Annotated in this window: 19 protein-coding genes; 15 read left to right on the top strand and 4 right to left on the bottom strand. The window is 72.5% G+C overall.

The window, feature by feature from the left end; genetic code table 11:
• Window position 1 precedes the first annotated feature (1 nt).
• Window positions 2-154, top strand: a complete 153-nt coding sequence (locus tag Y09_RS17450; RefSeq protein WP_159419635.1) for a hypothetical protein — start codon at window positions 2-4, stop codon at window positions 152-154.
• Between the two features lie 10 nt (window positions 155-164).
• On the opposite strand, the gene pulA is transcribed toward Y09_RS17450, so the two are convergent.
• Entirely contained in the window at window positions 165-6,053 is a 5,889-nt protein-coding gene (gene pulA, locus Y09_RS04420) for a pullulanase-type alpha-1,6-glucosidase (RefSeq protein ID WP_053916434.1), read from the bottom strand.
• Between the two features lie 212 nt (window positions 6,054-6,265).
• Between pulA and glsA the strand changes: the two genes are divergently transcribed.
• The 4 genes from glsA to Y09_RS04400 are packed head-to-tail and all read left to right on the top strand — an operon-like array spanning window position 6,266 to window position 10,092.
• The gene (gene glsA / locus Y09_RS04415) at window positions 6,266-7,318 is read left to right on the top strand and encodes a glutaminase A (RefSeq protein WP_053916433.1); all 1,053 of its coding nucleotides are present in this window, start codon (window positions 6,266-6,268) and stop codon (window positions 7,316-7,318) included.
• Window positions 7,315-7,794 (top strand): GNAT family N-acetyltransferase, encoded by a 480-nt coding sequence (locus Y09_RS04410; protein WP_053916432.1) that lies wholly within the window; start codon window positions 7,315-7,317, stop codon window positions 7,792-7,794. The genes glsA and Y09_RS04410 overlap by 4 nt, the downstream gene beginning before the upstream one ends.
• Window positions 7,795-7,804: 10 nt before the next feature.
• Window positions 7,805-8,635, top strand: a complete 831-nt coding sequence (locus Y09_RS04405; RefSeq protein WP_053916431.1) for a DUF5926 family protein — start codon at window positions 7,805-7,807, stop codon at window positions 8,633-8,635.
• Window positions 8,632-10,092, top strand: coding sequence for a glycosyltransferase (locus tag Y09_RS04400; protein ID WP_053916430.1), 1,461 nt, complete (start codon window positions 8,632-8,634; stop codon window positions 10,090-10,092). Before Y09_RS04405 ends, Y09_RS04400 begins: the two co-directional genes overlap by 4 nt.
• Here the strand turns inward: Y09_RS04400 and Y09_RS04395 are convergent, their stop codons facing one another.
• Window positions 10,093-12,087 (bottom strand): hypothetical protein, encoded by a 1,995-nt coding sequence (locus Y09_RS04395; RefSeq protein ID WP_053916429.1) that lies wholly within the window; start codon window positions 12,085-12,087, stop codon window positions 10,093-10,095.
• Between the two features lie 79 nt (window positions 12,088-12,166).
• Here Y09_RS04395 and Y09_RS04390 point away from each other — a divergent pair, with 79 nt between their 5' ends.
• The 7 genes from Y09_RS04390 to Y09_RS04360 all read left to right on the top strand — a co-directional run bounded on the left by Y09_RS04390 (window position 12,167) and on the right by Y09_RS04360 (window position 17,533).
• Window positions 12,167-12,571: a GntR family transcriptional regulator gene (locus Y09_RS04390; RefSeq protein WP_053916428.1), complete on the top strand. Its 405-nt coding sequence runs from the start codon at window positions 12,167-12,169 to the stop codon at window positions 12,569-12,571.
• A gap of 34 nt (window positions 12,572-12,605) precedes the next feature.
• Window positions 12,606-13,127: a GNAT family N-acetyltransferase gene (locus Y09_RS04385; protein ID WP_053916427.1), complete on the top strand. Its 522-nt coding sequence runs from the start codon at window positions 12,606-12,608 to the stop codon at window positions 13,125-13,127.
• A gap of 168 nt (window positions 13,128-13,295) precedes the next feature.
• Window positions 13,296-14,924: a 13E12 repeat family protein gene (locus tag Y09_RS04380; RefSeq protein WP_234695626.1), complete on the top strand. Its 1,629-nt coding sequence runs from the start codon at window positions 13,296-13,298 to the stop codon at window positions 14,922-14,924.
• A 17-nt stretch (window positions 14,925-14,941) separates the two neighbouring features.
• A complete protein-coding gene (locus Y09_RS04375) occupies window positions 14,942-15,490 on the top strand; it encodes a GNAT family N-acetyltransferase (protein ID WP_082358630.1) in 549 nt (182 codons plus the stop codon).
• 42 nt (window positions 15,491-15,532) lie between these two features.
• On the top strand, window positions 15,533-16,510 hold the full coding sequence (pheA, locus tag Y09_RS04370) for a prephenate dehydratase (protein WP_053916426.1): 978 nt from the start codon (window positions 15,533-15,535) through the stop codon (window positions 16,508-16,510).
• A gap of 1 nt (window position 16,511) precedes the next feature.
• Complete coding sequence (locus Y09_RS04365; RefSeq protein WP_053916425.1) at window positions 16,512-17,051, top strand: YdeI/OmpD-associated family protein; 540 nt, start codon at window positions 16,512-16,514, stop codon at window positions 17,049-17,051.
• Entirely contained in the window at window positions 17,048-17,533 is a 486-nt protein-coding gene (locus Y09_RS04360) for a hypothetical protein (protein ID WP_148639519.1), read from the top strand. Before Y09_RS04365 ends, Y09_RS04360 begins: the two co-directional genes overlap by 4 nt.
• Window positions 17,534-17,585: 52 nt before the next feature.
• On the opposite strand, the gene Y09_RS17445 is transcribed toward Y09_RS04360, so the two are convergent.
• The gene (locus tag Y09_RS17445) at window positions 17,586-17,759 is read right to left on the bottom strand and encodes a hypothetical protein (RefSeq protein ID WP_159419634.1); all 174 of its coding nucleotides are present in this window, start codon (window positions 17,757-17,759) and stop codon (window positions 17,586-17,588) included.
• 833 nt (window positions 17,760-18,592) lie between these two features.
• A complete protein-coding gene (locus tag Y09_RS04345) occupies window positions 18,593-19,744 on the bottom strand; it encodes a diacylglycerol kinase family protein (protein ID WP_053916421.1) in 1,152 nt (383 codons plus the stop codon).
• Window positions 19,745-19,806: 62 nt separating this feature from the next.
• Here Y09_RS04345 and serS point away from each other — a divergent pair, with 62 nt between their 5' ends.
• The 3 genes from serS to Y09_RS04330 all read left to right on the top strand — a co-directional run bounded on the left by serS (window position 19,807) and on the right by Y09_RS04330 (window position 22,996).
• A complete protein-coding gene (serS, locus tag Y09_RS04340; protein ID WP_053916420.1) occupies window positions 19,807-21,078 on the top strand; it encodes a serine--tRNA ligase in 1,272 nt (423 codons plus the stop codon).
• A gap of 94 nt (window positions 21,079-21,172) precedes the next feature.
• Window positions 21,173-22,039 carry an HAD family hydrolase gene (locus tag Y09_RS04335; RefSeq protein WP_053916419.1) on the top strand — a complete coding sequence of 289 codons (867 nt, stop codon included), beginning with the start codon at window positions 21,173-21,175 and terminating at the stop codon, window positions 22,037-22,039.
• Between the two features lie 75 nt (window positions 22,040-22,114).
• Window positions 22,115-22,996 (top strand): hypothetical protein, encoded by an 882-nt coding sequence (locus Y09_RS04330; RefSeq protein WP_053916418.1) that lies wholly within the window; start codon window positions 22,115-22,117, stop codon window positions 22,994-22,996.
• Window positions 22,997-23,003 lie beyond the last annotated feature (7 nt).

The raw sequence follows: 23,003 nt of genomic DNA, 5'->3' as shown, positions 1-23,003 counted from the left end.
CGTGGGCGACGCGGGCTGCCGCAGCGGCGCCCCCGCCTACGGCTTCGACACGACACGCCCCGACGGCGCACGCCTCCAGCTGTACTCCGTCCCCGGCCAGACGGTGATCCGCCTGTCCGGCGTGCCCGTCGACCCCTCGGCCTGCGACGGCTGAGCGCTCCCGCTCACCCCTCGCCCGCGGCGCGCCCCTTCGCCTTCCCGTTCGAGTGCGCGGGCGGGCCCTGCTCCCCAGCGTGCCCGGGCTTCCCCGTCTGCCCGGCGTGCGCCGGCGGGCCGGTGCGCTTGCCGTCCTCCTGCCCGGCGACGAACACGGCGACGGTGTGCGCGGGCACGCTCACGGTCCCGGTCTCCGCGTCCCAGCTCGCGCCCTTGACGACCTCGTCGGCGCCGTCCGCCTGCACCTCGTGCAGCGTGTAGCCGAGCCCGGCCATGTGCTCGATCTGCTCGGTGAGCGGCTCGTCGGAGGCGTTGAAGACGGTGACCACGCCGTCGAGGGCGGGGTCGACGTCGGGGCCGACGGTGTCGTCGATCCGCATCACCAGCAGGCCCGGGGTCGCCTCGGGACCGGCGTTCGGGAAGGTGACCTTCTGGCGGATCTGCTCCGCGTCGCCGAGGGTGAACAGCGGCGTGGAGGAGCGCAGGCGCAGCAGGTCCAGGGTGACCTCGCTGCTGGACGCGATGTCCTCGGGGGCGGGGTTCTTCGCCGGGTCCTCCAGCATCGGCACCATCAGGTCCCAGGCCTCGCCGTTCTTGCCCTCGGGCGGCAGGCCGTTCGCGTACCCGCTGTCCTGCTCGGTCCAGTCGATGGCGTTGAAGTGGTCGCCGGAGTCGTAGCTGTCGCGGTCCAGGGACTTCGAGCGCATCAGGTCGGTGCCGCCAGCCCAGAAGGAGGGTGACTGCCCCAGCGCCACGGTCGCGAGCGAGAGCGTGTTCATCCGCACGCGCACGTCCATGGGGGCGTCCTGCGGCAGCTTCCACACGTTCATGTCGTACAGCGCCTCGTTGTCGTGCGCATCGACGTAGTTCACCGTCTCCTCGGGCCGTGTCGCGTACCCGGCCGGGGCACCGTTGTAGTCCAGCTGGTCGCCGCGCACCACCTCGCCGGTGGAACCAAGTAGCTCGTAGTCGGCGAGGTTGCCCGCCATCCCGAGCCGGATCAGGTCGGTGCGGTGGCGCAGGTCGGTCAGCTGCTCGGCCTCGCCCACCTCGGCGTGGCCGTTGGGCATGGTGGCGAGCCCGTTGCCGAAGCCCTGGGAGGTGCGCTTGTCGGTGTCGAAGGGGCTGCCGCCGTGGACGGCGTCGCGCAGCCGGTCGTTGAAGGTGCCGATCGAGGTGCCGCCGAGCTGCCCCTGCGTGGCCTGGGTGAAGCGGGCGTTGCCGGCGACCTCGCCGAAGTCCCAGCCCTCGCCGTAGAGGTAGATGCCCTTGCCGTCCACGCCGTCGGACTCGAGGGTCAGCTCGTCCAGCGCCTCGCGCACGGCGAGCATGTTCTCGCGGCTGTGATGGCCCATGAGGTCGAAGCGGAAGCCGTCGACGCCGTAGTCCCGCGCCCAGGTCACGGTCGAGTCGACCATCAGCTTCTGCGCCATCGCGTGCTCGGTGGCGATGTTCGAGCAGCAGGTGGAGTTCTCGACGCCGCCGGCGAGGTCCAGGCGCTGGTAGTAGCCGGGGACGATGCGGTCGAGGACCGAGCGCTCGGACTGCCCGTGCGCGGCGGTGTGGTTGTACACCTGGTCGAGCACGACCTGCAGGCCCATGCCGTGCAGCTCGCCCACCATGGCGCGGAACTCGCGGGTGCGCTCGCCGCCGACCTGGTGGCCCTCGGTCGCGTACGAGCCCTCGGGCGCCCTGTAGTGCAGCGGGTCGTAGCCCCAGTTGTAGGCGTCCTCGCCCGCGACGGCCGCGACGGCCTCCTGCTGCGCGGGGGAGGCGGGGCCGGCGTCGGCGGGGATGTCCGGGCGCAGCTGTGCGGCGCGGTCCTCCTCGATGGTGGCGATGTCGAAGGTGGGCAGCAGGTGCACGGTGGTCATGCCCGCCTCGGCGAGCTCGGCCAGGCGCGCGGAGCCCGCGGAGTCCGGGTGGCCGACGGCGGCGTAGGAGCCGCGGATCCCCTCGGGCAGCGCCTCGTCCCCGGCGGAGAAGTCCCGCAGGTGCATCTCGTAGATGGTCTGGTCGGCGAACTGTGCGACCTCGGGCGCGGGCGTGTCGGTCCACACCTCCGGCGCCCAGCGCGGGTCGTCCAGGTCCACGAGCACCGAGTGGGTCGAGTTCACGGTCAGGCCCACGGAGTACGGGTCGGTGACGACGTTGGTGACGACCTGGTCGAGGGCGGGCACGTACACCTCGACTGCGAACGTATAGGCCTGGCCGGTCCAGTGCTTCCTGCCCTCGAACGTCCACGCGCCGTCCGCGCCGCGCCGCATCGGGTACGTCCGCACGGGGTCCGACGGGGCGGTCGCCTCGTCCGCCGGGCCGTGCAGCTGCAGGGTGACGGAGCGGGCGGTCGGCGCCCACAGCGCGAGGCTCGGCGCGCCGTCCTCCCAACTCGCGCCGAGCTGCCGGTCCGCGGCGGCGTCGGCGTAGAGCGCGTCGAGCACGCCGGGGATCTGCAGCCCGGTGAGCACCTCGAGGCCGTCCGGTCCGTGCTGGGCGACGACCAGCTGGCCGCGCAGCGCCTTCTCGAGCACTCCGCGCTCGAGCTCGGGCAGGGCGAGGGCGAGGTGGCCGGACAGGTGCGCGCGGCCGACGAGCTCGTCCTCGGCGAGGCCGCCGTCCCGCAGGGTCAGCTCGCCGAGGCTCTGCCCGCCGGTGACCTCGTCGCCGTCGGCGGAGATCCCGCCGCCGGGCGCGGTGAACAGCTCCCAGCGCGTCGCCTCCGCATCGGTCACGAGGTCCGCGGGCCAGGCGATCGTGTCCGTGTCGACGAAGTGGGCCAGCTGCTTGCCGGAGCCTGCGGTCAGCGAATCGGAGGCCTCGATGGTCAGCTGATGGGTGGCCGGGTCGTACTCGAAGGTCACGATCTCTCCGTCCTGGGTGGAGAAGGTGTGGTTGGCGCCGTCGAGCACGCCGTCCACGCCGTAGTTCTCCGCCCACGATCCACCATGGGCGACCTTCACCTCGTAGGACCCGCGGGGCAGGTCCCCGGTGGAGAAGGTGTAGATCCCGTCGCCGTCGGCGTCCTGCATCCAGGTGCGCATGCACCCGGGCATCCAGTCCTCGGGGCAGCCGAGCGCGGCGTTCATCGAGCCGGGGAGGGTGAGGAAGGGGCCCTGGGCGCTGTTCTGCACGATGTGGGTGACCGGGTCGTACCAGAAGGTGAGCGGCCCGCCGTCGTGGGTGTAGGTGATATCGCCGCCGCCGGGCACACCGCCTGCGCCGTAGTTCTCGTCCCAGCTGCCGCCGATCGCGACCTTGTAGGCGTAGTCGCCGGCGGGCACGTCGAAGGTGCCGGTGTACTTGCCGGAGTCGGCGTCCAGGTCCAGCTGGGCGGAGGTGCAGTCGGGCTGCCAGTCGCCCGCGCAGCCCATCGCCGCGTTGTGCGATCCGGGCAGGGTCACGGACTGCTCATCGACCTCGCCGGTGTCCTCGTCCTGGGAACCGGTCGCGGAGAGGTCCGCGCCCACCACCGCGGTCGCGGAGTCCGCCACGCGCTCGCCGCTCGCGTCGGTGGAGACGGCGCGGTACTCGATCAGGGTGCCGACGGGCAGGTCCGCCACGTCGTGGAAGATGCGCGGGGTGTCGTCCTCGGCGGTGCCGAGCGGGGTCCACGCCACCTCGCCGGCCAGTCGCCAGCTGAACGAGGTCTCGGCCCAGCGGTCCGCGGCCACGGTCGCGGAGATCGGGGCACGGCCCTCGACCTTCCCTCCGTCGGCCAGATCCAGGGTGATCTCCTGTGCGTCTCCTGCGGCGGCGACGGGTTGATCGGCCATAAGTGCCACGGCGCCGAGCGAGGGGACGGTGACCTCGAGGGTCCCGTCGGCCGCGGCGGTCACCGCGGCGTGGTCGCCGTACAGCGGCGCGTAGGTCGCGCCCGGGGTGAGGGCGGTGAGGGTGACGGTGCGCTCCTCGGGTGCGTTGTTCAGCGCAACCAGGTGCTCGATCTTCTCGTCGCGGTCCACGCGGGAGAAGGCGTAGACGCCGGCGCCGTCCTCGGCGTGCAGCTCGATCTGCGCGCCCGTGGACAGCGCAGGCGTCTCGCCGCGCAGTGTCGCGAGCTCGCTGATCAGCGGGTACAGCTGCGCCTCGGTCGAGAAGTGCTCGCCGCTGCCGTACGGGGTGCCGTCGATCAGGGTGTCGTCGAGGTAGGACGGCACCTGGCTGGCGAACATCGACTGGCGGGCGTCCTTGTCGTTGCCGTCGCCCACGAAGCCCTGCTCGTCGCCGTAGTAGATGACGGGCTGGCCGCGGGTCAACAGCATGGTCTCGTGCGCGAAGGCGGCGCGCTCGTCGAGCCGGTCGGAGCTGCTGAGCAGGTTCCCGATGCGGCCCATGTCGTGATTGCCCAGGAAGGTGGGCAGGTCCGCGGCGGAGGAGTCGGCGGTCGTGTAGTGGTCGTCGGCGGCGAACAGCCCGGCCATGCCCTGCGCGGTGTAGCCCTTGGCCCAGTTGGTCGCGGAGGCCTGGTAGGCGAAGTCGAGCACCGAGTCCATCTCGGTGTCCCGCACGTAGGGGGACAGCAGCGTCGCGTCGGCGTCGTACACCTCGCCGAAGGTGAAGAACTGGTCCCCGGCCGGGGTCGCGGCCTGGTGGTCGACAAGGGCGGAGGTGAAGGTCTGCCAGAAGGCGAAGTCGACGTGCTTGGCGGTGTCGATGCGGAATCCGTCGATCCCGAAGTCCATCCAGGTGGTGTAGATGTCCGTCATCGTCTCGGCCACGCGCGGGTCCTCGGTCATCAGGTCGTCGAGGCCGTCGAAGTCGCCGAAGGTGACGGACTCGCCCTCCCACGTCGAGTTGCCGCGGTTGTGGTACATCGTCACGTCGTTGAGCGCCTCAGGGACCATCACGCGGTTCTGCTCCGAGCGGACCGGGGTGTACGGGAACGAGGTCTCCGCATCGAAGGCGGGGAAGTCCGGGGACTGGGCGAGCGCGGTGACGTCCACCGGCTCGCCGTTCTCGTCGACATAGGGGGCGGTGGCCTGGTCGACGTAGCCGTACTCGCCCTCCTCGTAGTCGATGAGGTCCGCAGTGTGGTTGGTGATGATGTCGAAGTACACCTTGATCCCGCGCGAGTGCGCGTCCTCGATCAGCGCCTTGAGCTCCTCGTTGGTGCCCAGGTGCGGATCGATGGTGGTGAAGTCGGTGACCCAGTAGCCGTGGTAGCCGGCGCTCGCGTCGGCACCCTCGCCCTGCACGGGGTTGTTGGTGAACGAGGGCGTCAGCCAGATGGCGCTCATCCCCAGGCCCTCGATGTAGTCGAGCTGCGAGTGGAGCCCGGCGATGTCCCCGCCCTGGTAGAAGCCCTTGTCGGTGGCGTCGAAGCCGTGGTCGAGGCGGTCTCCCTCGAGGCCGCCGGTGTCATTGCTCGGATCGCCGTTCTCGAAGCGGTCGGTGAGCACGAAGTAGAAGGTCTGCCCGCCGCCGGGATGGCGGTAAGGGGCCGCGGCGAGCTCGTCGTCCGCCTCGGTGTACTCCCCGCCCTGCTCGGCCAGTGCGACGGACAGCCGCGAGGTCTCCGCATCGAAGCGGAAGGTGATCTCGGCGGGCGCGGCGACGGCCAGCGGGATGTTGTCCTCCCCGCCGTCCAGGCCGTAGGCCTCGTCCCAGCTGCCGCCGATCGTGGCCTTGACCTCGAACTGCCCAGCGGGCACCTCGAAGGTCGACTCCCACTGCCCGGCCGTGTCGGTGGGGGAAAGGGCGGTGGCCTCGCAGGTCGGGTCCCAGTCCTCGCCGCAGCCCAGCTCGTCCTGCAGGGAGCCGGTGAGCACCGGCTGCCCGGGGCCGACGGCGTGCACGAGCGGGGCGGTGCCCAGCATCGTCGCCGTGCCCATCGCGAGTGCTCCGGCGATCGCGAGCAGACGGGTTCTCATCGGGCGGGCGGAGGGCTGGATCGACATGCGGGGACTCCTCTGTCCGGGCAGCAGCGTCGACCGGGGCCGACGGGAGAGGCAGGCGGTGCGGAGCACCCGACCTGCAAGAACTTGCAGTGCATCTGCCGCTCCTGTGCGGCCGACGCGTCGACCACCGTAGGCGGGCCAGGTCGCATGCTCAAGGGAACCCGCAAAACCTGCAAGAACTTTCAGGGCGGTGGGGGCGGTACCGTCGAGGCGTGACCAGCGCACTGACCACGTACCTCGACCGGCTCACCGCGGCCCTCGCCTCCGCGCAGACCTCCGATGTCGCCGATGCGCACGACCCCGGCGACCTGGTGCTCCCCGACCGCGGCATCTCCGGCAGCGCGGAGGAGGATGGCGACATCCCCGAGCTGTCCTTCCTCTCCGGCGCCCGGGAGGATCACCTGGGCGTCGCCGTCTGCACGATCGACGGCGAGATCACCGCCTCGGGCACCGGGCACGCCTTCCCGATGCAGTCCATCTCGAAGGCGTTCGCCTACGGCGCGGCGATCGACCTGCACGGCGCGGAGTATGTCGAATCGCTCGTCGACGAGGAGCCGACGGGGGAGGAGTTCAACGCCCTCAGCCTCGACCCGTACACCAAGAAGCCAAAGAACCCGCTGGTCAACATCGGTGCGATCCGCACCCACGCCATGCTCGGCACCACCCGGGAGGAGCGCACGCAGCGGCTGCGCGCGGTGCTCGACGCCGCGGCGGGCCGCCCGCTCGCTCCGCACGAGGTGACCTGGCGCGAGGAGCTCAAGAGCGCCGACCGCAACTACGCGCTGGCCTACATGCTGCGCGCCGCAGGCTCGATGACGGAGGACGCGATCGAGGTGGTCGACGGCTACATCGAGGGCTGCTCGGTGCTGACCACCGTCACCGACCTCGCCGTCATGGCCGCGACGCTCGCCTCCGGCGGCACGAATCCGCTCACCGGCCAGGAGGTGTTCTCCCGCGTCGCCGCCCGCCAGGTGCTCTCGGTGATGCTCACCTGCGGCATGTACGACAACGCCGGCGACTGGGTCAGCGACGTGGGCCTGCCGGCGAAGTCCGGGGTGGGCGGCGGGATCATCGCGGGCCTGCCCTCTCGCTTCGGCGTCGCGAGCTACGCCCCGCAACTGGACCTGCACGGCAACTCGGTGCGCGGCACCCTCTTCTTCGAGCGGCTCAGCGCCGACTTCGCCCTGCACATGCTCGACGGCGTCGAGCCGCGCGAGCTCGAGGAGTGCGCGCGGGAGCTGATGGAGGCGGGGACGCACCCGTGAACGAGGTGCGGGAGATCGACGCCTCGGAGTGGGAGACCTGGCGCGCGTTGCGCCTGAGAGCGCTGCGCGAGGACCCCGACGCCTTCGCCAGCACCCTCGCCACCACCCTCGAGCGGGAGGCGCGGGACGGGGAGGCCTACTGGCGCGGGTACTTCACCCGCACGGGCCCGGCGCTCATCGCCGAGGTCGACGGCGCCCCCGCCGGGACGGCGCGCGTGGTGGTCGAGGACGGCCCCGCGCACCTCTACTCGATGTGGGTCGCACCCGAGGCGCGGGGGAGGGGCGTCGGCGCGCGCCTGATCACGGCCGGTCTCGACTGGCTCGACGCGCACCACCCGGGACGCACGCTGCGCCTGGAGGTGGTCGAGACGAACCTCCCCGCGCGCCGCCTCTACTCCCGCTGCGGCTTCGCCGTCGTCGGCCCGAACCCCGAGGACGCGGCCGAGATCGTCATGGAGCACGTTCCCGATCGGTAGACTCCCCGCCATGAGTTCCCCTTCGCGCAACGAGCTGGTCCGTCGCCCCTTCGAGGGCCTCCCGAACGAGCAGGACCTGGTCGCGATGCGCCAGCTGATCCCCGCGGCGACCATGTCGGCGAGGACCACCGAGGAGTACGGCGCCGTCGACGTCGAGCTCGCCACGATCCTGCCGATGGCCTGGCCCGCCGTGCGCCGCACCGACGGCACCGTCACCGTCGGCGTGCAGGCCCCGTTCCCCGGCGGCGACCTCTCCCGCGGCCTCGGCCAGGCGATCCGCCAGGCGGTCGCGCTCGAGCCGGGCAGCCCGATCACCTCCGTGTCCCTCGAGGACGACTCCCCGCGCCTGCAGGACGTGCTGGACCTCTCCGGCGACTTCACGATCCGGGTCCAGGACACCTTCGAGTTCTGGCTCGACCCGAGCGCCGAGCGCACCGGCGAGATCGAGCAGGCGATCACCCAGGCGAACGACTCGATCATGCCCACCCGCCCGGTCGAGGGCCTGCCCCACGCCTACTGGGTCGACGCCGGCCCCAAGGAGCACGTGCGCTGGGTGCTGGACGCCGACGAGGACCGCGTCATCGACGCCGTCACCCGCTTGCATGCCCGCCGCGAGTCCGCGCTCTGCGAGGGCGCGAAGTACGTCGGCTCCTTCCGCGCCGAGGGCCTGTCGATCCCCGTCTGGGACCTGCCGAAGGGCTCCGGGGTCGAGGCCGCCGAGGCGGAGGCCGAGTCGTTCCGCGCCCGCTTCGAGGAGGCGCTGGCCTCCACCGAGCCGCTCACCGCGATGGAGCGTCGCGCTCGGGGCGGCATCGTCGCCCGTCAGGTGACGCTGCGATGAGCGCCGCGGGGCCGCTGACGGCGCACCGCCCCGAGCGGGTCGCCGTCGTGATCCCCGCCAAGAACGAGGCGGAGCGGATCGAGACGACCATCGCGTCGGCCCGGGGGATCCCGGGGGTCGACCTGGTGGTGGTCGTCGACGACGGGTCGTCCGACGCCACCTCCGCCGTGGCGATGGGGGCCGACGCCCTGGTGGTGCGGCACAAGACCAACCGCGGCAAGGCCGCGGCGATGGCGACCGGCGCGCAGATGGTCGCGATCCAGGAGGGCGCCGAGCGGGCCGACGGCGGGGAGAGCTTCTCCGAGGAGCTGCACGCCGAGCCCCGCTCGCCCGGCCACACCGGCCCGCTGCCCGTGATCGACGACCGCGCCTCCGAGCCCCGCGCCCTGCTGTTCCTCGACGCGGACATGGGCGGGAGCGCCGCCGCCGCGCAGCCGCTGGTCGAGGCGGTCCTCGGCGAGGGCGTCGACATGGCGATCGCGCTGCTGCCGCCGCAGCCCGGCGCCGGCGGGATGGGCGTCGTGGTGCGCACCGCCCGCCGCGGCATCCTCCGCGCGACCGGCTGGGAGGCGACGCAGCCGCTGTCCGGCACCCGCTGCATCACCCGCGAGACCTGGGACGCCTGCCAGCCCCTCGCCCCCGGCTGGGGCGTGGAGACCTCGCTGACGATCGACGCGCTGACCGCCGGCTTCTGGGTCAAGGAGGTCCCCGCCGATCTCCACCACCGCGCCACCGGCAACGACCTGCGCGGCCGCCTGCACCGCGCCGCGCAGCTGCGCGACGTGCTGCGCGCGCTCGTCCGCACGCGCCACCTGAGCCCGGAGCTGGAGGAGGACGCCGCGGCGGAGACGCCCGAAGCCCTCCCGGCGACGGCCGAGGAGCAGGAGGTCGCGGCAGCGCCGTCTCCGTCGGAGGAGAAGACGACGACTGCGTCAGAGGAAGCGACGGCGATAGAGAGGACGAAACCGGCGGAGGCGGCTCCCGCCCCGTCGGCCGGAGTCCCCGCACCCCTCCCCGTCGGCGGCGCCGACCACGACGAGGCGAAGGTCTGGGCCGGCCTCGCGGACCTCGACGAGCCGGACGCCGAGCTCGCCGAGCAGCGACGTCTCACTCTCGCGGACCTCCCCGTCGACGGCGAGTTCTCCGACGACGAGACCCGGGCGCTGGGGGATGTGGACCCCGCCGAGCTCGACGCGCTGCTGCGCGCCCTGAAGGTCGAGGGCGACTTCGCGCCCGACGACATCGTCTATCTCGCCGGCACCGATCTCGAGCAGCTCGCCGAGCGGCTGGACGCCGCGCCCGTCGAGGGCCGCTTCGAGCCGGCGCACGCGGTCATCATCGCCTCCCACCTGCAGGTGGGGGAGCCGGAGATCCCCGCCTCGCTCACCGCGCCGCTCACGCCCGAGGAGTACACCTCCCTGGTCGTGCACGCCGCGGTCGACGCCGAGAACAGCTGATCAGACGCGCTGCTCCGTCGTCCTGCCGGCCGGGAGCGGGTCCGGCAGCGTCGGCGGCAGCAGCGCGAGCCAGATCCCGAGCATCGCGGCGATCAGCACCGGCCCGGTGTCGTTGACGGCGTAGCCCACCCACGCCCCGACCACGAGCGCGATCCGCACCCGGTGCGCGACAGGCTGGGCCGCATCGAGCGCGGCGAGCCGCCGCCACCGCAGCCGGCGCGGCATGAGGATCGCGATCGAGGCGAGCACCGCGAGCACCAGCACCAGCGCGAGCGCCCAGTACCCGGTGGCCATGGCGATGTTCTGGGCGAGCTTGCGCACGATCACGGAGAGCAGCTCGCCGCTGAGCAGCTCGTCGATGAAGCGCCCCAGGTGGGTGCGGTCCTCGGGCGGGCGCAGCCAGTCCAGGAAGGACACCGACAGCACCGCCGCCGCCCCGCCGACGCCGAGGGCGAGCACGTGCCACACCCGCAGCCGGATCCCGGAGACGAGCAGCGCGAGCAGGCCGAAGGCCGGGACCGTGGCGAGGCCCGAGCCGAAGTCCGCACCCATCGACGGCGCGACGCACACCGCGGCGACCGCGAGCCCGACGCCGACGGTCCACAGCACCCGCGCCCGAGGCGTGCGCACCGCCGTGAACAGGCACAGCAGCGCCATCATCGCCGCGGCCAGCACCATCCCGAAGAGGTGGTTGGAGAGCCCGTAGAAGCGCCCACCGGAGATCGGCTGCGCCCCGAGCGGGGAGGAGAGCTGCAGTCGCGACCCGACCGCGGACTCGGCCAGGATGATCCCCGCGACCAGCGCCGCGGAGACGCCGACGGGGCCGAAGCGGCTGCGGCGCCAGGGCCCGGCGAGCACGAGCACGGACAGCAGCGCGCACCCGCCCCACACCACGCCCGCCAGGGCGAGCGTCGGGCTGCCCGACCGCCACCACGGCATGAGCGAGGCGCACACCCCCACCGGCAGCGCGAGCGGCGCGACCGCCGCGAGTGCGCGGCCGACGGCGGCGAGGCGCCGGCGTCGGGCGAGCGCCGGGACCAGCACGATCACGAGGCCGATCACGCCGAGGGCGAGCCAGGACCCGAGCGCGGGGACGGTCGCGGCATCCACCAGCCGGGCCGCCTCGGAGCGGTCCCAGGCGAGCTGCTGCGCGTCGTCGCTCTCGGTGCCGCGGAAGGGCTGGCCGGGGATCAGCCCGTCGGCGCTCGCGTCGTGGGAGGAGAGCACGGTCGCGACCACGTCGGTGATCATCACGACGCCGGTCTGCTTGGTGGCGCCGGAGGTGAGGGCCTGGCCGGGCAGGGCGGTGTCCATCGCGACCTGCAGGCCGACGGTGCGGGAGGCGACCGCGCCGGTGCGCTCGACCTCCTCGGGATGCTCGGGGTCGGTCGCGGCGACGGAGACCAGCAGGGTCCGCGGAAGGTCCGCGGCCTCACAGCCGCCGAGGTCCTCGAGCGCCGCGGCGACGGCGCCGTCGAGCTCCGTGAGCGCCTGCTCGCGCGAGGAGTCGTCGTGGTCGGGGACCGACGGGGCGATCAGCTCGACCACGTCCCCGTCCTGGAGCGCGCCGGCGACGGCGGCGGGGTCGTCGGTCTCGGTCACCTCTCCTGGCAGCTGCTGCCACTGGTCCGTCGGCGGGGTGGGGATGCCGCTGGTGCGCGGCGCCTCCTCGGCCAGGCCCCGGTAGCCGGTGTGCAGGGTCTCGAGACCCTGCCGCTTCGTGGAGACGACGGTGGTGGAGGTGGTGTTCATGGCGCCGACGCCGGAGCGGTCCGCGAGGCACTGCAGCGTCGGCGTACTCTCTGCGTCGATGTCCTCCCAGGTCAGCCCGGCCGTCGCGATCACCAGGCGCACGGGTGCGTCGGCCTCCGCGCCCCCGTCGGCCCGTGCGGAGGCGCCCGGCAGCAGGGCGAGCGCGGCCAGGAGCGCGAGCAGCAGCACCCGCAGGGCGCGGACGACGGGCAGGGAGGCGGAACGGGCGGGGGAGGCGGGCACGCCCCGATGCTACGGGGCGGTCCTCGACACCGGCCGTGACGTGCACGAGGCCTCCACGTCCTCCGCCTATCGTGTCCTCATGCCCTCACCCCAGCCCCCGTACGAGCAGGTCCGCCGCGAGATCGTCGAGCAGGTGCGCGGCGGCGAGCTCAGGCCCGGCGACCGGCTCCCCGCCATCCGGGCGCATGCCGCGGACCTCGGGCTCGCCGCCGGCACCGTCGCCCGCGCCTACAAGATGCTCGAGGAGGCGCAGATCATCGTCACCCGCCGCGGCGCGGGCACGACGATCGCCCCCGGCGCCGTGGAGAGCGCCCGACGGGAGGCCGAGACCGCCGAGCGCGAGGACGGCGGACCCGTCGACGCGGCGCTGTTCTCCCTGTTCGCCGGACCCGTCGCCGAGGCCCGCACCCGCGGCGCCCGTGACGTCGAGATCCTCGCGACCGTGCGGGCGGTGCTCGCGGGGGAGAGAGCGGGCGGGCAGTGAGGCGGTCCAGGAGTCGGTCGTCGAGCCGCGCGGCGTGAGGATCCGCCTCGAGCGCCTGGGCCCGGGACATGCCGAGGAGATCCTCACCGGCCAGGACGAGGCGCTGGCCAGGGAGATCGTCGGCTGCCCCTGGGACCGGGAGCGCCTCGAGGAGTTCCTCGCCCGCTGCGCGCGCTGGCGCGAGGACGGCCCGGTGGTCGAGTTCGCCGCGCTCGAGGAGGGCAGCGGCCGGCTGCTCGGCGGGGGAGGGCTGAACCGGCTCGCGCCCGGGCTCGGACCGGGCCAGGTGGCGCTGACCTACTGGCTGCTCGCCGGTGCCCGGGGGCGCGGCCTCGGGGTGCCGCTCGCAGAGGCACTGGCCGACCGGGCGCGGGACCTGCCTGCAAGGCGCGGGACGACGAGGTCCGAGGCCGTGCTCCTGATCGCCCCGGACAACACCGCCTCGCAGAGCGTCGCCCGCACTCTCGGCGCTCGGCCGACGGGCGAGCTCGTCCCGCACCCCGCGGGCGGCACCTGTCGGGCGCAGCGCTGGGTGCTGGATCTGCGGGAGAGCTGACCCCGGTCAGCGCTTCGACCTCTCCTCCACATCCCGCACGCTTCCACATCTCCCGTCGGTCCGTGGCGGTCGGGCGCTTCGGATGTCAGGGTGGGTCCGTAGGGTGATGAACAGCTGGAACACCCAGCACGGCGGCATCGATGACGAGTCCACGAGGAGGTGGGGGCGATGACCACGACGGACCACCGCTCCGTGGCGTCTCCCGCCTCTGCGCGGTCCTCGCGCAGCTCGTCGGCCGGACCGTCGGCCTCCCGCACTCCCGCCTCGCGCGGCCCTGTGCCGCGCACCGCGACGGCCCCTCCCCGTGCCCGCGTGCGGGCACGGGCACGGCTCACCGAGGACTCCCTCCTGCGCCGCGGCGGCGTCGAGCCCGGCGCCGACGCTCGCACCATCGCGCGCCTGCTCGAGGAGGAGCGGGAGGACTCTCGTCGCCACGCGCGCCGGCTCGCCGACCTCGCCCCTTTCTGGATCGACCACGAGGACCCCGACCTCGACGACGACCGCGAGGAGCGCAGCCTCGCCGTCGCGATCGCGACCCGTACCACCACCGCGATCGCCTCCTATCGGATCGCGGACGCGCACACCGCCGTCACCGAGATGCCCGCGACCTTCGAACGACTCACCGCCGGGGACATGCCTGTCGAATGGCACACGCGCATGCTGAAGGCGGTCCGCGACCTCACCGCCGTCCAGCGCGCCCAGGTCGACGAGATCGTCGCCTCATGGGATCTCGCCTCTGTGCCTGCGGACCGCTTCCGTGACGAGCTGCGCCAGCTGCGCTCCTGGTTCGACCGCGAGATGAGCGCCCCGCGGCCCGAGTCGCTGCGCGACGTGTCCCTCGAGAACTCCCTGCACGACGACGGCACCGCCTGCCTGCGCATCACCGGCCCGATCCCCGAGATCCTCGATCTCGCCCGGCGCCTGGACCGCTCCGCGAAGACCGTGCAGGCGCGTCAGCGCCGCGCCCTCGAGGAGGGCGAGCCGATCCCCTTCGACCTCGACGGGGACGCAGCCCGTGGCGGGAAGGCCATGAGCCAGGCGGCGCTGCGCTATGCGATCCTCCTGCGCACCGAGCTCGACACCGGCGGGGTCGAGATCCCCGCGCCCCGGCACCGCGTGAACGTCGTCGTCCCCGTGCTCACCCTGATGGGCCTCAGCGACATCCCGGCCCTGTACGACGGGATCCACCCGCTGCCCGCGCAGATGGCCCGCGACCTCGCCGCCGCCGAGCCCGTCTGGCACCGCGTCCTCGCCGACCCCGCGGACGGCGGATTCCTCCCGCTGCCCGCCGAGCGCTACCGCCCCTCCGCCGAGCAGGTGGAGCATCTGCGGCTCCTGCACCCGCGCTGCGCCGCCCCCTGCTGCACGCACACCACCACCGACGACGCCGAGAACGACCACATCGAGGAGTTCGACCACGCCGATCCCGCCCGCGGCGGACCGACCAGCCTCCACAACCTCCACCGCCTCGACTGGAGGCACCACGATCTGAAGACCGCCGGGCGCATCGATCCCGTGCGCGAGCCCGACGGCGCCACCACCTGGACGGTCGGCTCCCCGGCCCTGATCACCACCCGCGTCGCACCCCGTGGTGACCTCGCCGCGCCCCACCACGCGAAGGCGCTCATGGAGTCGTGGGAGGAGTTCTGCTGGCACCGGGACCTCGACCAGATGCAGGCGATCGGCGAGATCGACCGGATCCTGCAGGAATGGGGACCGGCGGACCCCCTGCACGACCCACCGCCCGACCCCGAGGACGAGAGCAGGCAGCGCTGGGAACAGGACCCGCCCTTCTGAGCCCGTACGATCATCCGATGCCCATGGACATCGAGCTCGTGCCACCGACCCCCGCCCTGCGCGACGAGGTCTCGGACTGCCTCGCCGACTTCGCCGGGACTGCCGTGGACGGATCCGGCATCACCGACCCCTCCCGCACGCCGCGGACCGACGACGAGCTCAGCGAGTTCATCGCCCGGCGCCTGGCGGAGGAGGACCCCTCCACGGAGCTCGCCGACGGCTGGGTCCACTGCACGAGCCGCTGGATCCGAGAGCCCGGAACCGGGCAGGTGCTCGGCTTCCTCGCCGTCCGCCACCAGCTCACGCCCTTCCTCCGCGAGGTGGGAGGACACATCGGCTACTCCGTCCGCCCCGGTGCTCGCCGCAGGGGAGTCGCCACCGCGGCCCTCGCGCAGGGTCTGGAGAGCGCGGCCGCGCTCGGCATCGACCCCGTGCTGGTCACCTGCGACACCGACAACACCGCCTCGCGCCGCACCATCGAGGGCGCGGGCGGCTCCCTCGAGGACATCCGCGACGGGAAGCGCCGCTACTGGATCGGCGACGGTGAACGTCCCGTGCGGCGCTGACACAAGCCGCGGCGCGCTCGGGGCGCCGAGTACCCTTCCCCCATGCGGTACGGATTCCTCGGTCCCGAGACGACCTTCACCCATCAGGCACTCCTCCAGGCGCTCACGGAGATCCCCGAGGAGTTCCGGGCCACGGAGCCCGAGCTGGTGCCCTTCGCCTCGGTCGCCACCGCCACCACCGACCTGATCGCCGGGGACATCGACGCGCTCATGGCCCCGATCGAGAACTCCGTCGAGGGCGGCGTCTCCGGGACCCTCGACGTGCTCGCCGCGACCGACTCCATCACGATCGTCGCCGAGCAGACCGTGCAGATCACCTTCGTGCTCGCCGCGCGCGAGCAGACCGCGCTCGAGCAGCTGACCACCGTCTCCTCCCACCCGCACGCCCAGGCGCAGGTGCAGGAATGGCTGCGCACCAACGTTCCCGGCGCGCACATCGCCGCCGCCTCCTCGACCGCTGCCGCGGCCCGTGACCTCGCGAGCATGAGCGAGGACGAGGCCTGGGGCCGCGCCGCGGTCTGCTCGCCGCTGGCGGCGGAGCACTTCGGCCTCACCGTCCTCGCCGAGGGGATCGAGGACCATCCCGGCGCGATCACCCGCTTCGTGCTCGTCACCCGCGAGGGCCGGATCCCCGCCCGCACCGGCTCCGACAAGACCACCGTCGTGATCCAGCTGCCGCACAACCGCTCCGGCGCCCTGCTCGAGGCGCTCGAGATCCTCGGCTCCAACGGCGTGAACATGTCCCGCATCGAGTCCCGGCCCGTCGGCGACTTCCTGGGCCGGTACTCCTTCTCCCTCGACCTCGAGGGGCACATCGAGGACCGGCGGGTCTCCGCGGCGCTGCGCGAGCTCCACCGCCTGTGCCCCGTGGTGCACTACCTCGGCTCCTACCCGCGGGTCGTTGGCGAGCAGCCCGAGGTGCGCGAGGACTTCGCCGACGGCGCCTACGACGAGGCGCACGACTGGCTCGAGCGCCTCACCGGCATGATCACCCCCGCCGACCCGACCACGGAGATCTGAGATGGCCCCGAAGGCACCCGTCACCGTCACCGGCACCGCCCAGGTGCGCGCGATCGACGAGCGGCTGATCCTGCCGCTGCCGCAGGAGGCGAGCGCGCAGCTGCCCTCCCGCGGGCAGGTCGCCGTGCACGCCTCCCTCGACGGACACGAGCGCGACCTGGTCGTCGAGCCCGACGGGCGCAAGGGGCACTGGCTCGACCTCGACGCGGAGCTCGTCGGCGCTCTCGGCGCGAGTGAGGGCAGCACCGTCGAGTTCACACTCACCACCACGAAGGACTGGCCCGAGCCGGAGGTCCCCGCCGACCTCGCCGCCGCGCTCGAGGACGCCGACGACCTCGCCGAGACCTGGCCGTCGCTCACCCCGATGGCGCGCTGGGAGTGGGTGCGCTGGATCGGTGCGACCCGCAGCGAGAGCACCCGCGCGAAGAGGGTCGACGTCTCCATCGACAAGCTCCGCAACGGATCGCGCCGCCCGTGCTGCTTCGACCTCTCCTCCTGCACCGACCCGGAGCTCGCCCGCAGCGGCAAGCTGCGGGCGTGAGCGGAACGGTGGCAGTGCTGCAGCGCCGCAGTTCGCGACGTGATCTCGCGGCCGTCGCCGTCTTCTCGGGGGTCGGCCTGGTCCTCGGCGGCTGCGGGCTCCTGCCCGGGCGCCGACGGGAGATCGAGGTGGCCGCGAGCAGCGGTCTCACCGATGCCGTCATCGCGGTCGGCGAGGACCATGAGCCGCGTGACGTCGCCTCGGCCACTGAGGAGGAATTCGACTGGGACCGCTTCGCGATCTACACGATCGGCACGCCCGCGACGACGATCAACGGGGAGTCGGGGGTGATCGTCGAGACCGGCGAGCGCTACTCCACGCAGGAGGTCCTCTTCGTCTTCCATCGGGACGGCACCGCCGTGCGGGGCGCGCCCTCGGGCTTCGAATTCTTGGCGCACGGAGCAGGGACCTGGTGGGGTCCGCGCACGCGGCTCGTGTGGGATTCGGAGCAGGGCACGCGGCTCGAGGACCCCGACGGCTGAGAAAGTGACGCTGATGGGGACGGTGCCGTTCCCAGGATCCCGCCGACCGGTCTCAGCCGCCGCGCTGCCACATCTCGACGGTGTGCTCGCCAGGTGCCAGGGAGTCGTTCTCCTCGATCCGGTGGCGGGAGTCCCCGGGCGGGAGGCTGCCCACGCGGAACCCGATCCGCGAGTCGATCCGGTTGGTGCCCTCGAGCACGAGGCGCCCGCCCAGGGTGAGGTCCACGGCCGCGGTAGCCGTCCACGCGCACGCCGTTGTCGCCGCCGGTGATGGTCAGGCCGCCGCGGAAGCAGTCCACGCCGCGCAGGTCCGTGATCGTCGCGTCCGTCGCCGTCCACAGGTGGATGCCGTCGGAGACCGAGTTCTGCACCGTGACCCCGCTGATCCGCACCACCTGGCGGTACGAGCCGCCCCTCTGCCCGTTGAGGAAGATCAGGGAGGACTGCTCCTGCTCGTAGCCGCGGAACGCGCCCTGCTCGTGGATCGCGCCGTCGACGGTGTGGTCGCGCAGCACGATCGCGCTCGCGTGCTCCTCGGCGGTCCGGGCGGGGCGGTGCTGCGTGGTGAGGGTGCGCACGCCCTTGGGGATGGTGCGGCGGGCGGAGGATCCGCGCGCCGTGGCCCTCCAGAGTGAGACCGTGCTGGATGTCGACGCTGGGGACGAGATAGACCGCGCCCTCGCGGAGCTCGACGGTGCCGGAGCCCGCGTCGCGCACCGCGTCGACCGCGGCCTGCAGCGCGCCGGTGTCGTCCGTCCGGCCGTCGCCGACGGCGCCGAACTCCTCGGGAGACCAGGGGGTGCCGTGTGCGGCGTCGGCTCCGGGGACGGGACGGTCGACGGGATCGCTGGGGGCTGCCGGGGTCTCGGACCTGCTGCTTCCGGCGGCGCCGAGCACGGCGGCGAATCCGCCGGTGAGAGCGGCGGAGCCGAGCAGCCCGCGACGGGAGGGGCGCACCGGACGGGTCGAACGGGGGAGGCGGGGGGTCTCGTTGCCCATGGGGCGAGGCTCGCCGCGCCACCGAGGTAATCGAAGACCTCCGGGACCCTTACCCGCTGGTCACGGCCGGGAAGGCTCCGTGCTCTCCGGGACGCGCAGCCGCAGCACGCCGGGATCGACGGTCGCGATCAGGTGCGTCGCCTCGATGTCGGTGTCCCCGTCGAGCTGGACGGGCTGCGCCTTCGCGGTCGTCACCCGGATGCCGGTGGTCAGGTAGCGCTCCATCGTGGAGAGCTTCGGCCCCATCTTCGGGACGAGCTTCGGGTTGATCACCTGGGTGGCGACCTGGCTGAAGCCCGCCGCGCCGCGCCAGCCGGCGACGACCACCTCGAGGCGGCCGTTGTCGATCGTCGCATCCGGCATCAGCACGAAGCCGCCGGGGAGCTTGCCGACGTTGCCCAGCAGCACGGTGCGGGCCTTGTGGGCGTGGCGGGTGCGGTCGGGCAGCTCGACGACGACGTCGACCGAGCGGCCGAGGATCGTGCGGGCCCCGCCGAAGACGTAGGCGACCCAGCCGATGCGCTTCTTCATCCGCGGGTCGGTGTAGCCGATCATCTCGGCGTCGGCGCCGAAGCCCGCGATCACCAGGAAGATCTGCTTCGGCGCGGACTGCGCGGCCGCGGGGGAGTCCCCATAGCGCAGCCAGCCGACGTCGACCTGGTGGTCGGTTCCGGTCAGCGCCGCGACCATCGCCGCGGCCGGGTCCTCCAGGGGGATGTCGACGTTGCGGGCCAGGAGGTTGCCGGTGCCGGAGGGGATGATGCCCATGCGGGTGTCGGTGCCGGCGAGGACGGAGGCGACCATCCGCACGGTCCCGTCGCCGCCCGCGGCCATGACCAGGTCCGCGCCGTCGGCGACCGCCCGCTCCGTCTGCCCGCGCCCCGGGTCGTCGATCGTGGTCTCGTAGAACTCGACCTCCGCGCCCTCGACCCGCTCGACGACCTCGGAGATCCGTCGGCGGAAGTCGTCGGTGCCCTCGAACTTCGAGGGGTTCAGGACCACGGCGATGCGACGCAGACGCCCCGGGGCGTGCGGGTCCTCGCCGTCGTCCGGGTTCTCGTGCGCCTCGGCCCGGGCTGCGCTCTCGGACTTCAGCGCGGAGAGCTCGCGGCGGTGCCGGCCGAGGCGTCGCAGCACCACGACCAGCAGGACGACGGCGATGATCGTGGTGACCACCGAGGCGATGCTCAGCAGCGGCAGGGTCAGATCCATGTGCCCACCGTAGCGGCGCGGCCCCGCCGCGATCGGCCCGGGCACGCAGGTACCCTGGAGCAATGATCGATCTGCGGCTCCTGCGAGACAATCCCGACGTCGTCCGAGCGGCCCAGCGGGCCCGGCGGCGCGACGCCTCCACCGTCGATGCGGTGCTCGAGGCCGACTCGCGCTGGCGCGAGGCGACCTCCGCCTTCGAGTCGGCGCGCGCCGAGCAGAAGGCCTTCGGCAAGAAGGTCTCGCAGGCCACCGGCGAGGAGAAGCAGGCGCTGCTGGCCGAGGTCAAGCAGCTCGCCGCCGACGTGAAGCGGCTCGAGGCCGAGTCCGGGGAGGCGCTCGCCGTCCGCGACGCGGCCCTGCGCGAGATCCCGAACCTCGCCGAGGGCGCTCCCGAGGGCCTCGAGGAGGACTTCGTCCTCCGCGAGACCGTCGGCGAGACCCCGGGCTTCGACTTCGAGATCAAGGACCACCTCGAGATCGCCGAGGGCCTGCAGGCGATCGACATGGCCCGCGGCGCGAAGGTCTCAGGCGCCCGCTTCTACTTCCTGCGCGGCGTGGGCGCTCAGCTCGAGCTCGCGATCCTGAACTCCGCGATCGACCAGGCCACGAAGGCCGGGTTCACCCCGATGATCACCCCCACCCTGGTGCTGCCCGAGGCGATGGAGGGCACCGGCTTCCTCGGCGAGCACGCCGACGAGGTGTACCACCTCGACAAGGGCGACGACCTCTATCTCGTCGGAACCTCCGAGGTGGCGCTGGCGAGCTACCACAAGGACGAGATCCTCGACCTTTCCGACGGTCCGATCCGCTACGCCGGCTGGAGCGCCTGCTACCGCCGCGAGGCCGGCAGCTACGGCAAGGACACCCGCGGCATCATCCGCGTGCACCAGTTCCACAAGGTCGAGATGTTCTCCTACTGCCGCATCGAGGACTCCTACGAGGAGCACGAGCGGCTGCTGGACTGGGAGCGGGAGATGATGGCGCGGATCGACGTGCCCTACCGCATCATCGACACCGCCGCCGGCGACCTCGGCACCTCCGCCGCCCGCAAGTACGACTGCGAGGCGTGGATGCCCAGCCAGAACACCTACCGCGAGCTGACCTCCACCTCGAACACCACCCAGTTCCAGGCGCGACGGCTGAACATCCGCGAGCGCACCGAGGACGGCCTGCGCCCCGTCGCCACCCTCAACGGCACCCTCGGCACCACCCGCTTCATCGCCGCGATCCTCGAGAACCACCAGCAGGCCGACGGCTCCGTCGTCGTGCCCGAGGGGCTGCGGCCCTATCTCGGCGGGCGCGAGGTCTTCGAGGTCGTGGGCGGCGCTGCCTGAGATGCCCTTCCCCCGTCCCCTCCAGCGACTGCGCGCGGCTCTTCGCCACCGACGGTTCACCCGTTCGTCGGCGGCCGATGGCACACTGCCGCGCATGAGCGCCTCTACCACGACCACCGACCGGACCGCCGCGCGCGAGCGCCTGGCCGAGCACCTCGACCGGCTCGACGGCGAGGCGCTGCTGATCGGCCTCGACGTCGACGGCACCCTCGTCGACCACGACGGGCGGATGACCCCCGAGATGCGGGACGCGCTGCGCGGCGCCGCGAGCACGCACACCGTCGTCATCGCCACCGGCCGCTCCCTCGGCGCGACCCTCCCGATCGTCGAGGCCGCCGGGATCACGCGCGGCTACGCGGTCTGCTCCAACGGCGCGGTCACCGTCGAGATGGACCCCGAGGCCGAGGGCGGGCACCACATCGTCGACACCCGCTCCTTCCAGCCCGGCCACGCCCTGCGCACCCTGCGCGAGGTCGCCCCCGACGCGCACTACGCGGTCGAGACGGCCGACGGCGGCTTCCACTCGACCACCGGCTTCCAGGACGCGAGCTTCGGCGTCGAGGCGACCGAGACCGTGCTCGAGGACCTGATGGAGCTCGAGGCGGTGCGCGTGGTCGTCCACGTCCCCGACCTCTCCCCGCAGGAGTTCTCGAAGGTCATCGCCGAGTCCGGGGTGCACGGCGTCGAGTACTCGATCGGGTGGACCGCCTGGCTGGACATGGCCGCGCCCGGCATCTCCAAGGCCAGCGCCCTCGAGGTGATCCGCGACCGGCTCGGCATCGAGCGGCGGGCGACCGTCGCCGTCGGCGACGGCTTCAACGACACCGAGATGCTCGCCTGGGCCGAGGTCGGGGTCGCGATGGGGCAGGCGCCGCAGGGCGTGAAGGACGTCGCGGACGTGGTCACCGAGTCGATCTACGAGGACGGGACCGTGCTCGTGCTGGAGGGGCTTCAGCGCTGACGGCGAAGACCTCCGCGCAACGGCGCTGGGAGTGGGAGGCTACGGGTGTCAGTTGCTTCAGATCGAGGATTGAGAATGACCGCAGAGATTCCTGAAGGTTTTCGTGAGGTGGCGGCCGCCGGTGCTCTGGCATCGATGCTCGATGAGGATCCGAGCCCACTCATCACCCTCACCGACGAGGAGCTGTTCACCCTCTACGGGAGGGAAGGGGAGGGGAGGTTCGCCTCACCCTGGCTCGACCGATTGGCGGTTGATCGAGGTCAGCGCTTCGACGTCGGAATGCTGACTTCTGTCCTCCGGCGTTCGATGATCGCGCGGGGAATGATCGCCCCGGAGGCGATACTCGCCGCGGCAGAGAAGCGCGAGCAGGTCGGCGACCCGCAGGCGATGAAGGGGAATTTTCTTCTGACTGGGATCCTCACGCGCCGGAATCACGCGGCAGTCCGCCTTGAGGCTGTCGGTCACGCGCCGGAGGAACGAGGTGCTCACGGCATCTACGTGGATCGTGACCGGACCGTGTTGTACGAGCAGACATCGCCGGCCGGCCTTCACCATTTCACGATCCAGAATGTGTCGAACTCAGTGGATCTTCTGCGCACCTTCGTTCTGGGGCGCGTAACCGGTGAGGCGGACGAATCGGCGACGGGGTCCGATCCCGAGGAGCAGGACGCGATCCTCTGGCGCGGCAAGATGGACGGCGCGCATGCCGACCCCGCCCTGCTCGAGCACACAGGAGAGCTGATCGCTGCTACCAAGATCTCGCTGTCCGGATCGCTGGCCGCGCAGTCAGGGGAAATGCACTTCGTCTCCGGCCGAGCAATGTTAGTGATCCTTCAGCCTGATCCAGACAGCGTTGCAGCGGAGGATATGGCCGTCGCACGGTCGATCGCACCGGAGGAGCTGGATGAGCTCCTGGAACTGCTGATCGGGGATATGAACGACTCAGGGGACGAGTAGACCCGGC

The sequence above is a fragment of the Brachybacterium sp. SW0106-09 genome, from assembly GCF_001293905.1.
GTDB classification, from domain to species: domain Bacteria; phylum Actinomycetota; class Actinomycetes; order Actinomycetales; family Dermabacteraceae; genus Brachybacterium; species Brachybacterium conglomeratum.
Note: the sequence above shows the minus strand (reverse complement) of the source record. Positions and strands in the feature narration are given on the sequence as shown.

What these genes read in the sequence shown, in the direction of transcription:
- Y09_RS04335 (WP_053916419.1), top strand. Translation starts at nt 21,173, where the DNA reads ATGAGCGCCTCTACCACGACCACCGACCGGACCGCCGCGCGCGAGCGC.
- Y09_RS04390 (WP_053916428.1), top strand. Translation starts at nt 12,167, where the DNA reads ATGCCCTCACCCCAGCCCCCGTACGAGCAGGTCCGCCGCGAGATCGTC.
- Y09_RS04330 (WP_053916418.1), top strand. Translation starts at nt 22,115, where the DNA reads ATGACCGCAGAGATTCCTGAAGGTTTTCGTGAGGTGGCGGCCGCCGGT.
- Y09_RS04400 (WP_053916430.1), top strand. Translation starts at nt 8,632, where the DNA reads ATGAGCGCCGCGGGGCCGCTGACGGCGCACCGCCCCGAGCGGGTCGCC.
- Y09_RS04365 (WP_053916425.1), top strand. Translation starts at nt 16,512, where the DNA reads ATGGCCCCGAAGGCACCCGTCACCGTCACCGGCACCGCCCAGGTGCGC.
- Y09_RS04375 (WP_082358630.1), top strand. Translation starts at nt 14,942, where the DNA reads ATGCCCATGGACATCGAGCTCGTGCCACCGACCCCCGCCCTGCGCGAC.
- Y09_RS04380 (WP_234695626.1), top strand. Translation starts at nt 13,296, where the DNA reads ATGACCACGACGGACCACCGCTCCGTGGCGTCTCCCGCCTCTGCGCGG.
- pulA (WP_053916434.1), bottom strand. Translation starts at nt 6,053, where the DNA reads ATGTCGATCCAGCCCTCCGCCCGCCCGATGAGAACCCGTCTGCTCGCG.
- serS (WP_053916420.1), top strand. Translation starts at nt 19,807, where the DNA reads ATGATCGATCTGCGGCTCCTGCGAGACAATCCCGACGTCGTCCGAGCG.
- Y09_RS04405 (WP_053916431.1), top strand. Translation starts at nt 7,805, where the DNA reads ATGAGTTCCCCTTCGCGCAACGAGCTGGTCCGTCGCCCCTTCGAGGGC.
- pheA (WP_053916426.1), top strand. Translation starts at nt 15,533, where the DNA reads ATGCGGTACGGATTCCTCGGTCCCGAGACGACCTTCACCCATCAGGCA.
- Y09_RS04345 (WP_053916421.1), bottom strand. Translation starts at nt 19,744, where the DNA reads ATGGATCTGACCCTGCCGCTGCTGAGCATCGCCTCGGTGGTCACCACG.